The sequence below is a fragment of the Streptomyces sp. NPDC000983 genome (assembly GCF_040299205.1).
In the GTDB taxonomy this organism is placed as follows: Bacteria; Actinomycetota; Actinomycetes; order Streptomycetales; family Streptomycetaceae; genus Streptomyces.
Genome location: NZ_JBEPBM010000032.1, coordinates 52,517 through 65,979 on the forward strand (window position 1 = coordinate 52,517; position 13,463 = coordinate 65,979).

3 protein-coding genes are annotated in these 13,463 nt (G+C 73.7%); all 3 read left to right on the top strand.

What is annotated here, in order from left to right; all coding sequences use genetic code 11:
- Nucleotides 1–233 precede the first annotated feature (233 nt).
- The 3 genes from ABT296_RS29270 to ABT296_RS29280 are packed head-to-tail and all read left to right on the top strand — an operon-like array spanning nucleotide 234 to nucleotide 13,457.
- The gene (locus ABT296_RS29270; protein ID WP_351931680.1) at nucleotides 234–542 is read left to right on the top strand and encodes an acyl carrier protein; all 309 of its coding nucleotides are present in this window, start codon (nucleotides 234–236) and stop codon (nucleotides 540–542) included.
- Nucleotides 535–6,792 (top strand): type I polyketide synthase, encoded by a 6,258-nt coding sequence (locus tag ABT296_RS29275; protein WP_351931681.1) that lies wholly within the window; start codon nucleotides 535–537, stop codon nucleotides 6,790–6,792. Before ABT296_RS29270 ends, ABT296_RS29275 begins: the two co-directional genes overlap by 8 nt.
- Before the next feature lie 2 nt (nucleotides 6,793–6,794).
- The gene (locus ABT296_RS29280) at nucleotides 6,795–13,457 is read left to right on the top strand and encodes a thioester reductase domain-containing protein (protein WP_351931682.1); all 6,663 of its coding nucleotides are present in this window, start codon (nucleotides 6,795–6,797) and stop codon (nucleotides 13,455–13,457) included.
- The last annotated feature ends 6 nt before the right edge of the window (nucleotides 13,458–13,463 follow it).

Here is a 13,463-nt window from a genome sequence, read left to right on the forward strand (position 1 = left end):
GGCCCACCGCTGGCCGGAATGCATCCAACCGGCGAGGCCGTTCCGGAGTCCCCCGCACCGCAGCGTCCGGCGGGCCGGACGCACCCGGCACCCGTCGGGCGAGAACCCGTGCACACCGGGCAACGCTCCCCACAACGGGCGGACACCGCCCGCCACCGGGCTCTCTCAAGGGCGTCTTGAGTCCGTCTGCCTACCGTCGCTTCCGGCCGCACTTGAGGGAGAGAGGTGCCACGGTGAGCGGAACTGCGCAGGGGGTCACCCCCCAGGAGATCACCCCGGAAGCGGTGGAGAACTGGCTGGTGGAGCAGATTGCCCAACGAACCCTGCTGCCCCCGGCGACAGTCTCGGTCCACCTCCGCTTCGACGAGTTCGACATCGACTCCGCGGACAGCCTGGTCATCACCACCGCCCTGAAGGACTGGCTCGGCGACCAGGTGGATCCGCACACCTTCGTCAGGTACCCGACGATCCGGTCCCTGGCGGGATACCTGGCGGGCCGGCACCGTCAGGTCACAACGGGAGGTACTCCGGTCCATGGCTGAGAACCGACGGTTCGAGCCCCGCCCCGACGACATCGCGGTCGTCGGGGCGGGCTGCCGCTTCCCCGGCGGCGTCCGCGACCTGGACGGGCTGTGGCGCGTACTGATCGACGGCGTCGACGTCATCACCCCGGTGCCCGCAGACCGCTGGAGCGACGACTTCCACCACCCCGACCGCCACAACCCCGGCACCACGTACAGCCGGGAGGGCGGCTTCCTCGACGGGATCGACCGGTTCGACGCCGACTACTTCGGCGTCTCCCCGCGCGAGGCCCGCGGCATGGACCCCCAGCAGCGGCTGCTGCTGGAGGTGTGCTCGGAGGCCATGGAGGACGCCGGACTGCCCCGCGCCGGCTGGGAGGGCACCCGCACCAGCGTCCACATGGGCATCCTCGGCTCCGACTATCTGCTGCTGCACGCGCGGACCTCCGGGATCCGCGCCATCGACCCCTACTTCGCCTCCGGCAAGGAGTTCAGCTTCGCCGCCGGACGCATCGCCTACACCTTCGGCCTGCACGGCCCGGCGATGACCGTCAACACCGCGTGCTCCTCCTCCCTGGTCGCCGTCCACCTCGCCTGCCAGGCGCTGCGCAACGGCGAGGCCGACACCGCGCTCGCCGGCGGCGTCAACGTGATCGTCGCGCCCGAACTCTCCGTCTTCATGGGCAAGGTGCAGGCGCTGTCGCCCACCGGACGCTGCCGCCCCTTCGACGCCCGCGCCGACGGAATCGTCCGCGGCGAGGGCTGCGGCGTCGTCGTCCTCAAGCGCTACGCCGACGCCGTACGCGACCACGACCGCATCCACGGACTGATCCGCGGCTCCGCCGTCAACCAGGACGGCCGCAGCGCCGGACTGACCGCCCCCAACGCGCTGGCCCAGCAGGAACTGCTGCGCTCCGCGCTCGCGTCGGCGTCCGTCACCCCCGAGGAACCGGTCTTCGTGGAGGCCCACGGCACCGGCACCCCGCTCGGGGACCCGCTGGAGATCTCCGCGCTCACCGAGGTCATCGGCCGGACCAGGATCGACGGGGAACCGCTGCTGGTCGGCTCCCACAAGGCCCACTTCGGGCACATGGACTCCGCCGCCGGCATCGCCGGCCTGCTCAAGACCCTGCTGGTGCTCAGGCACCGTACGGTCCCGGGCCAGATCCACCACGTCTACCCGGCGCCGATGATCGACTGGGAGTCGTCCGGGACGCGCGTCCCCGTGGACCACGTACAACTGCCGGACGACGGTCAGCCGTTGACCGCCGGAGTCAGCGCCTTCGGGCTCTCCGGCACCAACGCGCACATCGTCCTCGGCAGCGCGCCGCAGCCCGAGCCCGCCGTGGAGACGGCCGGACCGCACACGCTGCTGATCTCCGCGACCACCGCCGAGGGGCTGCGCGACCTCGCCGCCGACTACGCCGGCGTGCTCGCCGACCCGGTCGGACCGATCGCCGCCGCCTCCGCGGTACGCCGCACCCACCACCGGCACCGGATCGCCGTCGTCGGCAACGACGCCGCCGAACTCGGCGCGGCCCTCGCCGACGCCGAGGGCGGCCGCGCGGCCGACATCCGGCCCAGGGTCGTCCACGTCTTCTCCGGCCAGGGCTCGCAGTGGCCGCAGATGGGCCTCGACCTCGCCCGGAGCGAACCCGTCGTCCGCGACACCCTCGACGACATCGACGAACTGCTGCGCGCCGAGGCCGGCTGGTCCCTCTACGACGTCCTGCGCGACGCCGACCCGGCCCGGGTCAAGGCCACCGACGTCGCCCAGCCCGCGGTGTTCGCGGTCCAGGTCGCGCTGGCCCGGCTCTGGCAGTCCTGGGGCGTGCGCCCCGACGCGGTGATCGGCCACAGCATGGGCGAGGTCGCCGCGGCCCACATGGCCGGCGCGCTCGAACTGGAGGACGCGGTACGGCTGGTGGCCCACCGCGGGCGGCTGATGCACCGCGCCGCCGGGACCGGACGGATGGCCAACGTCGAGCTCGGCGCCGACCAGGTCCGCGAGCGGCTCGCCGCCCGGCACCCCGAGGTGTGCGTCGCCACCGAGAACGGGCCCGACTCCGTCGTGGTCGCCGGGCCCGCCGGAGCGGTGGAGGCCGCGGTGCGGGAGCTTGCCGCGGACGGGGTGAACGTGGTCGCCCTTCCGGTCGACTACGCCTTCCACTCGCCGCTGATGCAGCCCTATGCCGATGAACTCGGTCTGCTGCTCGCGGACTTGACTCCGTCTTCGGTGTCGGTGCCGTTCCTGTCGACCGCGCTGCCGGGGCAGGACGTGCCGCTCGACGCCGCCTACTGGAGTGCCAACCTGCGGGAGCCGGTGCGGCTCTGGCCCGTCGTCGACGCGCTGCTCGCCGAGCGGGAGACGGTGTTCGTCGAGATCGGTGCGCATCCGGTGCTCGCGCGGCCGCTGCGGTCCGCGCTCGCCCATCGCTCGCTGCGCGGGCCTGTCGTCTCCTCGCTGGTGCGGGGGCAGGACGGGCCGACGGCGCTGGCCCGGTCGCGGGCCGTGCTGCACGCGGCGGGGGTCGACGTCGACTGGGCCGGTGTGCACGGGCGTTCTGTTCGGCCGGTTTCGTTGCCGCCCCATCGGTGGGCGGACGAGCGGTTCTGGCTGGACGGGGTGGAGCGGGGGGAGCAGGGTGCCTCCGGGCGGGGGGATCTGGAGGGGTTGCGGGCGGAGGTCCGGCTGGTTGATGCGCGGGGGAGGGTGGTTGCCGAGCTTGGGGGCGACGCGGTTGCGGCGCCTTCTTCGGTTGCGGTGCCTGCTTCTTCCGCGGTGCCTGCTCCGGTTGCGGTGCCTTCTTCGGCGCCGGTGGCTTTGGCGCCCGCCGTGGAGGAGTCCGCCGAGGCCGGTACGGGCGGTGAGGCTGTCGTGCCGGTCGTGCTTGATCGGGAGCAGGTCGCGTCCACGGTGCATGCCGTGCTGGTGAAGGTGCTCGGGCATGGGCCGCGGAAGCGGCTGCCGCGCACTCGGGGGTTCTTCGAGTTGGGGATCGACTCGATCTCCGTGGCGGAGTTCGGGCGGCGGGTGGCGGAGGAGCTCGGTGTTCCTGTCGATGGGGCGGATGCGTTGGCGCACGGCACGATCGATGGGTTTGCGGATTACATCGTCACGTTGACTCCGGGGGCGGGTGCGGCGGCGTCGGGGCCGGTCGCGCAGTTCCCCGCGCCCCTTGAGAGCGCCGGGGGTCCGGCCGTGGCCGAGGAGACGGTGGCGGCTGTCGCGCCGTCCGGGCCGGTCGCGCAGTTCCCCGCGCCCCTTGAGGGGGTTGCCGGGGGCGGAGTGGGGAGTGGGGCGTCCGTTGGCGCTGGTGTCGCGCAGTTCCCCGCGCCCCTTCAGGGGGCTTCCCCGGGCGGGGTTGTGACTGAGCCGTCCGCTGGCGCTGGTGTTGCGCAGTTCCCCGCGCCCCTTCAGGGGGCTTCCCGGGACGGAGTCCTGGCTGCGCCGGCTGTCGGTCTTGAGCCGGGGGACGATGTCGACGGGGTCGAGCCGGTTGCCGTGATCGGGATCGGGTGTCGGTTGCCCGGTGGGGTCAGTGGGGGAGAGGGGTTCTGGCGGCTGCTCGAGGGGCGGGTCGATGCCAGTGGGGATGTTCCCCTTGAGCGGTGGGATGCTTCGGCGCTCGCCGGTGTGCCCGCTCGGGGGTCGTTCCTCGACGAGGTCGACGGGTTCGACAACTCCTTCTTCCGGATCTCGCCCCGCGAGGCCCGCACCATGGACCCGCAGCAGCGGCTGTTCCTGGAGGTGGCCTGGGAGGCCCTGGAGGACGCCGGGGTCCGGGCCGACCGGATGAGCGGCACCCGCACCGGTGTCTTCGTCGGCCTCAACACCACCGACTACCAGCAGCTGGTGACCCGCCGGGAGGCCGATGTCGACCTCTACTACGGCACCGGCAACTCCTTCAGCGCCACCGCCGGCCGGATCTCCTACTTCCTGGGACTGCGCGGCCCGAGCCTCGCCGTCGACACCGCCTGCTCGTCCTCCCTCACCGCCGTGCACCTGGCCTGCCAGAGCCTGCGCGCGGGGGAGAGCAGGCTGGCGCTGGCCGGTGGCGTCAACGTGATGGCCACCCCGACGGTGTTCCTCTCCATGGGCGCGGCCGGGGCGCTCGCCCCCGACGGGCGGTGCAAGACCTTCGACGACTCCGCCGACGGCTACGGCCGGGGCGAGGGCGCCGGAGTGGTCGTTCTCAAGAAGCTCTCGACCGCGCTGCGCGACGGTGACCGGGTGTACGCGATCATCCGCGGCAGCGCGGTCAACCAGGACGGGGCCAGCGGCGGCTTCACCGTGCCCAGCGGCACCGCCCAGGAAGAGGTCATCCTCACCGCCCTCGACCAGGCCGGCGTCGAACCGCACGAGGTGTCGTACGTCGAGGCGCACGGCACCGGAACCCGGCTCGGCGACGCGGTCGAACTGCGCGCGCTGGCCGGGGCGCTGGGCACCGGGCGCACCGCGCGCAGCCCGCTCGTCGTGGGCTCGGTGAAGACCAACGTCGGCCATCTGGAGGCCGCCGCCGGAGTCACCGGTCTGATCAAGACGGTGCTGGCCCTCGGCCACGAGCGGATCCCCGCCCAACTGCACCTGACCGAGCCGACCAGCCAGCTCGACTGGGCGAAACTGCCGCTGACCGTGGCCGGCGAGCCGGTCCCGTGGCCCCGCGGCGAACGGCCCCGGATCGCGGGCGTCAGCGCGTTCGGCTTCACCGGCACCAACGCCCACGTCCTGGTCCAGGAGGCCCCCTACCGGGCCGAACCCCCGGTGGCGCCCCGGCCCGTACGGCCCTGCGTGCTGACCGTGTCGGCCGCCACCCCGGACGCCCTGGCCGACGCCGTGGCCCTGATGCGCGAGCGGGTCGAGGCCACCGCCGACAGCGACCTCGCCGACCTGTGCTGGACGGCCGGCGCCCGCCGCGCCCACCTCGCGCACCGGGTCACCGCCGTCGGACGCACCCGCGAGGAGCTGCTCGCCGCACTGGACCGGGCCCGCCCGGTGCAGGCCCGCGACGAGGCCACGGTGCTCTTCGTCTACGGCCGCACCCCCGCCGACCTGTCGGCGTACGAGGAGGCGCTCGCCGGGGACCCGGAGGCCGCCGAGACGTACCGCACGGCGCTCGCCGAGGCCCACGAGGCGCTGCGTGCCGAACTCGGCGAGCCCGACGGCCCGCCGCACCCGGGCAGCGTGGAGCACGCGGGCGAGGTCTTCGCCGGCCAGCTCGCCACCACGGCCCTGTGGAAGGTGCTGGGCGTGCGGCCCGACGCGGTCGTCGGCTGGGACATCGGCGAGTACGCGGCGGCCGTCGTCGCCGGCGACCTCACCGTCGTCGACGCGGTACGGCTGCTCGCCGCCGGGGTTCCCGTCCCCGCGCAGCCCGGCGGGGCCCGGGTGGCCCGGCACTCCGCCGCCGACGGCTGGACCCCGCCGGCCAACGAGGTCATCCTCAACGGCCTCGACGTCCTGCTGGACATCGGCACCGGCAGCCGCGCGATCCGCATGCTCGGCGCCGCCCTGGACGCCTCCGTGGAGCCGGGGGAGGCCGTCCCGGTGCAGCTCACCGCACCGCGCCGGCGCCAGCCCAGCGGCGTCGAGAAGGCCTACCTCGGCCCGGTCGAACTGCTGGAACTGGCCGCGTCGCTGCACGCCCACGGCGTCGGCGTCGACTGGGACCGGCTGGTGCCGGGACCGCACCGGACGGTACCGCTGCCCGCCTACCCCTGGCAGCGCAAGGCCTATTGGGTGGAGACTCCCTACTCGGCGGAACCCCGTCCGCAGTCCGAGCCGCACTCCGAAGCGCGGCCCGAGGCCGTGACCGCGCCGGAGCCCGCCGGTGATCTCGCCACCGAACTGCTCGCGCTGCCGCCCGACCGGCGGGAGGAGCGACTGGTCGACCTGCTGCTGGTGCTCGTCGCGCAGGTCCTCGGTGAGGAGGCCGACGTCTCGCCCGACCAGGGCTTCTTCGACCTCGGTATGGACTCGGTGCTCTCGCAGGACCTGAAGCAGCGCGCCGAGCGCGAGCTGGGACTCGAACTCCCCGGCACCGTCATGTTCGAGTGCCCCAACGTCACCTCGTTCGCCCGCTTCGTCCTCGACGAGGTGCTCACCGAACCCGAACCGCAGGACCTGACCGAATCCGCCGGCGCGGACCTCGCGCCCGAGGAGCCGGCCGAGGTCCTGGAAGATCCCGCAGACCTCGACGACGACTCTCTGCTGAGCCGTCTCGACGACGCCCTGGCGTCGTCCGAAGCCCTGTTGACCGAGGGAGACTGACCATGACGACCCCGGACTACCGGGCCAAACTCGTCGAAGCCGTCCGCACGATCGAGCGGCTCCAGGGCGAGGTGGCGAAGAACCGCAGCCGCCCGCTGGACGAGCCGATCGCCGTGATCGGACTCGGCTGCCGGCTGCCGGGCGGCGCCGACGGCCCCGACTCGCTGTGGCGGATGCTGGTGAACGGCACCGACACCATCCGCGAGTTCCCGGCCGAACGCGGCGACGCGCAGGCCGTCTTCGACGACGACCCCGACCGGCCCGGCAAGGCGTACGTCACCCAGGGCGGCTTCCTCGACGAGCGCGTGGACGTCTTCGAGCCCGGCGTGTTCGGGATCTCGCCGCGCGAGGCGGTCGGCATGGACCCGCAGCAGCGGATCGTGCTGGAGGTGGCCTGGGAGGCGCTGGAGCGGGCCGGCTACGCCCCGGACCGGCTCAACGGCAGCGCCACCGGCGTCTACTTCGGCGTCTCCACCACCGACTACGCCCGGCTGCGCCAGAGCGAGGGCGACATCCGTGACGTCGACGCCTACCAGCTCGTCGGCGAGCCCAGCTTCGTCGCCGGCCGGATCTCCTACACCCTCGGCCTGATGGGACCGAGCAAGGTCGTCGACACGACCTGCTCCTCCTCCCTGGTCGCGCTGCACGAGGCCTGCCAGGACCTGCGCACCGGCGAGTGCGACATGGCGCTCGCCGGCGGCGTCAACCTGATGCTCTCGCCGTACGGCTTCGTCATGATGAGCAAGTTCGGCGGGCTCTCCCCGGACGGCCGCTGCAAGACCTTCGACGCGGGCGCCAACGGCTATGTGCGCGGCGAGGGCGCCGGCGTGGTCGTCCTCAAGCGCTACTCCGACGCGCTGCGCGACGGCGACCCGGTGCTGGCGCTGGTGCGCGGCTCGGCCGTCAACCACGACGGGCGCAGCAGCGGGCTGACCGTGCCCAACCCGGCCGCCCAGCAGGGCGTCATCCGGGGCGCGCTGGAACAGGCCGGCATCGCCCCCGGCGACGTCGACTACGTCGAGGCGCACGGCACCGGCACCGCGCTCGGCGACCCGATCGAACTGCGGGCGCTCCAGGCCGTGATCGGGCGCAACCGCCCCGCGGACAGCCCGCTGAAGGTCGGCTCGATCAAGACCAACATCGGCCATCTGGAGTCGGCGGCCGGCATCGCCGGTGTGCTCAAGCTGGTCCTCGCCCTCCAGCACGGCGAACTCCCGCCGCACCTGCACTTCAACGAGCCCAACCCGAACGTCGACTGGGGCAAGCTGAACGTCGAGGTCACCAAGGACGGCGGCGCCTGGGGCGAGACGGGTGACCGGCCGCGCGTCGGCGGCATCAGCAGCTTCGGCGCCAGCGGCACCAACGCGCACGCCGTGATCAGCGCGGCCCCCGCGGCGGCCGGAACCGCAGGGTCCTCGGGTCCCGAGGTGCTGACCCTGTCCGCGCACTCCGCCGAGGGCCTCGCCCGCCTCGCCGGACGCTACGCCGACCACCTGCGCGCCCACCCCACCACGCCGCTCGCCGACATCGGCTGGACCAGCCAGGTCGGCCGCTCCCGGCAGCGCAACGGACTCGCCGTCACCGGCTCCACGGCGGGTGAACTCGCCGACGCGCTGGCCGCATTCGCCCGCGGTGAGCGGGCCTCCGGTATCGTCACCGCCGAACTCCCCGTCCACAAGCACCGCAAGACGGCATGGCTGTTCACCGGCCAGGGTTCGCAGTACGCCGGAATGGCGAGCGGACTTGCCGGGGAGCCCGCCTTCCGCGGCCCCTTCGACGAGGCGGCGGCCCTCTTCGACGTGCACCTGGACCGCCCGCTGGCCTCCGTGGTGTGGCCGGAGCCCGGCCAGGACTCACCGGTCGACGACACCCGCTACACCCAGCCCGCGCTGTTCGCCGTCGAGTACGCGCTCGCCCGGATGTGGCAGTCCTGGGGGCTCAGGCCCAGCGGCCTGCTCGGCCACAGCATCGGCGGCATCGTCGCGGCCTGCGTCGCAGGTGTCTTCGATCTGCCGGACGCCGTCCGGCTGGTCGCGGCCCGCGCCGCCCTGATGGCCGAACTGCCCGCGGGCGGCGCGATGGCGGCGCTCGACTGCGACGAGGCCACCGCCCGCGCGGCCATCGCCGGCCACCGCGACACGGTGTCGCTGGCCGGGGTCAACGGCCCCTCCAGCGTGGTGATCTCGGGCGCCGAGGCCGATGTGGAGGCGGTGACCGCCGAGCTCCAGCGGCGCGGCGTCCGCACCACCCGGCTCACCGTCAGCCACGCCTTCCACTCCCCGCTGCTGGCGCCCATGCTGGCGGAGTTCCGCACGGTCGCCGAGTCGCTGACCTACAAGGCGCCGACCCTGCCGCTGATCTCCGACCACACCGGCCGCCCCTGGACCGCCGAGGACGGCGGCCCGGAGTACTGGGTGCGGCACGCGGCCGGCACGGTCCGCTTCCACGACGGCCTCACCGCGCTGCACGCGGAGGGGGCCCGCACCTTCCTGGAGATCGGCCCCGCCCCGGTGCTCAGCGGCATCGGGGACCGCACCGGCCTGGACGGCGACTGCCTGTACGTGCCGTCCCTGTACAAGCCGAGGGCCGGCGCACCCGAGGACCGCACCGCCGTCCAGCGGGCGCTGGGATCGCTGCACCTGCGCGGCGAGACCGTGGACTGGACGGCGGTGCACTCGGGTTCGGGCCGCACCCCGGCCCGGGTGGCCCTGCCGGTCACCCCCTGGCACGGCGAGCGCTACTGGTACGAGGAGCGCCGCGAGGCGGCACCCCGCGCGTCCGCCGGAACCCCCGTGCCGCAGGCCGGGGTCCGGCTGCGCAGCGCCGTACCGACCTACGAACTCCAGCTCGACGAGCCGGACTGGGACCGCTTCGCCCGCACCGACGCGCACGGCCACCGGTTCCTGCCGGTCGGCTCGCTGGGGCGGGCGGCGCGGGCGGCGGCCGCCGACGCGCTCGGCGGGAGCTGGTCCTGCGTCGAGGTCCTCGAAGTGTTCCAGCCGCCGCCGATGGACCGGGCCGGCCGGGTGCTCCAGATCATCGTCAACGGGGACGACGACGGCTGCGCGATCGTCGAACTGCACAGCCAGACCCCGGCCGAGGCGGCCGCCGGCGCACCCTGGAAGCGGCACGCCCGCGCGGTTCTCAGGCGCCGGGCGAGCACCCGCTCGCGGCACTCCGGCAGTAAGGACCCGAGCCTGGCCGGACAGGAGTACAGCGACGAACTCCACTACGAGACGGCCTCGTTGTCGGACGCGCTGATCGGCTCCGTGGTGTCCGCGCGGCGCGGCGACGAGGGCGTGCTGGTGGCGCTCGGGCTGGACAGCGAGGAGATCGCCGACCACGCCGTACAGGTCCTGGACGCGGCCGTCGCCGCCGTCTCCTGGGACGCGGGCCTGAGCCAGGCGGGCTTCGCCGGGCGGATCACCGAGGCCACCCTCGACTCCCTGACCCGGGCCCGGTACGTCCGGGCCGTCGCCCAGCCCGGCAACGAGCCCGGCCGGGTCAGCGGCAGCGTCGACCTGTTCTCCGAGGACGGCGCCTACCTGGGCGGCATCCGCGAACTGGTGGTCGTCAGCGAGCCGGCGTCCGGCCCCGCCACCGCCCCGGCGCCCTGGCGCCACCCGGACGAGCTGCTCACCCGCCTCGAATGGCAGGAGGCCGCACCGGCCGCGGCGGAACCGGACCTGACCGGGCAGGGCTGGCTGCTGGTGCCCGACCGCACCGGCACCGCCCGCCGGCTGGCCTCGGCGCTGCGGGCCCGCGGCGCGCACTGCCGGATCGAGGAGTCCGGCGCACCCGACCTGGACGACTGGCTGGGCGAGCTGCCCGAGGGGATCGCCCCGCACCGGGTGGTGCTGCTGACCGGCCTCGACGCGCCGCGCCCGGACGCCGCCGACGAGGAGTCGCTGACCGCGTTCCGGGACCGCGCCGAGCTGGCCGCGGTCGCCCTGGTGCAGGGCCTGACGGCCCGCTCGGCCTGCACCGCGACCGGGCTCAGCCTGGTCACCAGGGGCGCCGTGCCCGCCCTGCCCGAGCAGGGCGTCACCCAGCCCTTCGCCGGCACCCTGTGGGGCCTGGGCCGGGTGGTCGCGCTGGAGCACCCCGAGCACTGGGCCGGAGCGGTCGACCTGGACCCCGCGGCGGACACCGCCGACGAGGGGGCCGCGCTGGCCGCGGCGCTCGCCGACACCGCCGCCGAGGACCAGCAGGCGCTGCGTGGGGACGGGCGCCGGGTGGCCCGGCTGGTCAAGCTCGTGCTCGACGCCGCGGAACTCCAGCGGCGGCCGCGCATCGACCGGCAGGGCACCTATCTGATCACCGGCGCGTTCGGCGGCATCGGCCAGACCCTCGCCCGCAACCTCGCCGACCACGGCGCGGGCCGGATCGTCCTGCTCGGCCGTACGCCGCTGCCGCCCCGGCAGCAGTGGAGCGACCCCGCCCTGACCGGCTCGGTCCGCGAACGCGTCGACTTCGTGTCCGCGCTGGAGGAGACCGGCGTCCTCGTCGACGTGATCGCCGCCGATGTCAACGACATCGAGGAGATGCTGCCGGTCGTCCAGGGCCTGTCGACCGGCCTGATGCCGCTGCGCGGTGTCGTGCACGCGGCCGGCGCCTCCGTGCCGCAGTTCCTGCGGGACATCCCGGTGTCCGACCCGCACGAGTACGACGCCGTGTGGCGCCCCAAGGTGGTCGGCGGCTGGCTGCTGCACCAGCTGACGGAGGGGCTGGAGCTCGACTTCTTCCTGGGCTTCTCCTCGATCGCCGCCACCTGGGGCTCGCAGCACCTGACCAGCTACGCGGCCGGCAACTCGTTCCTGGACGCGCTCGCCGAGTACCGGCACGCGCAGGGGCTCAGCGCGCTCACCGTGAGCTGGGGCCCGTGGGAACTGGCGTCCAACCTGTTCGGCGCCGACGTCCTGGAGTTCCTCACCTCCACCGGTCTGCGCACGCTCTCCGCGCCGCAGTGCCTGCGGCTGCTGGACGCGCTGCTCGCCGGGGACGCGCCGCAGGCCGTGGTGTGCGCCGCCGACTGGTCGGTCTACAAGCCGGTCATGGAGGCCCGGGCCGACCGTCCGGTGCTGCGCACCGTCGAGATCGACGAGGGCGTCGGCGGCGGTACGTCCACCGCGGTGCTCCAGGCGCTGGAGGGCGCCGACCCGGCGGGCCGCACGGCCGTGCTGACCGGCTACCTCCAGCAGGTGCTCGGCGAGGTGCTCGCGGTGGACCCGCAGTCGCTGCTGCCGGAGGCGGACGTGATGTCGCACGGCCTGGACTCGCTGATGGTCATGGAGGTCGTCAAGCGCTGCAAGGGCGATCTGGGCATCGGTCTGAAGCCCGGCCAGTTCTTCGAGCGGACCGCGCTGGAGGACTGGGTGCGGCTGCTGGACACCGTGCTCGGCGGCGAGGGCGAGGCCGCTCCGGCCCCGGCGGCCGACTGGACGGAACCGGAGCTGATCGCCGCCGACGTCGCCCTCGACCCGGCGATCGTCCCGGCCGGACCGGTCGGTGCCGGGTACACCGACCCGGGCGACGTCCTGCTCACCGGCGCCACCGGCTTCCTCGGCGCCTACCTCCTCGACGAACTGCTGTCGACCACCGGGGCGACCGTGCACTGCCTGGTCCGCTGCGACACCCCGGAGTCGGGCCTGGCCAGGCTCCGGCGGAACCTGGAGCAGTACCTGCCCTGGCGCGAGGACGCCGAGGCCCGGATCACGGTGGTCCCCGGTGACCTGGGCAAGCCCCGGCTGGGCCTGTCGGAGGCGGACTTCGGCCGGCTCGCGGGCACCGTGGACGCGATCTACCACAACGGCGCCTGGGTCAACTTCTCCTACACCTACGAGCAGTTGCGCCCGGCGAACCTGACCGGCACCGAGGAGATCCTCCGGCTCGCCTGCGCCGGACCGGCGCAGATCCCGGTCTCGTACGTGTCGACGTACGGCATCTGGGGCATCCCCGCGGACGGCCGCACCGTGATCGGCGAGGGGGACGACATCCTCGGTGCCGGCAAGCTGGTCACCGGGTACGTCCAGACCAAGTGGGCGGCCGAGCTGCTGGTCCGGCAGGCGCAGGAGCGCGGTATCCCGGTCGATGTGCACCGGCCCGGCCGGGTGCTCGGCGACTCCCGCACCGGTGCCTGCCTGACCACCCACTTCACCACCCGGGTGATCAAGGGCTGTGTGCAGCTGGGCCTGGCTCCCGATCTCGATCTGGAGATCGAGATGACCCCGGTCGACTACGTCACCTCGGCCCTGGTGCGGATCTCCCGCCGGGAGCACACCTGGGGACTGACGTACCACCTGGTCAACCGGCGCAAGGCGGGCTTCGGGGAACTGCTGGGCGCGATGGGCCGGCACGGCTGGGAGTTCCGCACGGTGCCGGTCGAGCAGTGGTGGAAGGCGCTCCAGGACTCCTTCGCCGTCAACGACAACGAGTTGCACCCGGTCATGGGGGTGGTCGAGGAGTTCGTCGTCGGAGGTGAGGAGGCCATCGACTACGACGCGACCAACACCGTCGCGGGACTGGCGGGCTCGGGGATCGCTTGTCCTCCGCTCGACGGGTCACTGCTGTCCCTGTACTTCGAGTGGATGGTCCGAACTGGGTACTTGCCCGCACCGTCGCGCAGGGAGAATAATTCATGGCAGGATGAATCCATCAACGGGTGAATTCAT

What these genes read in the sequence shown, in the direction of transcription:
- ABT296_RS29275 (WP_351931681.1), top strand. Translation starts at nt 535, where the DNA reads ATGGCTGAGAACCGACGGTTCGAGCCCCGCCCCGACGACATCGCGGTC.
- ABT296_RS29280 (WP_351931682.1), top strand. Translation starts at nt 6,795, where the DNA reads ATGACGACCCCGGACTACCGGGCCAAACTCGTCGAAGCCGTCCGCACG.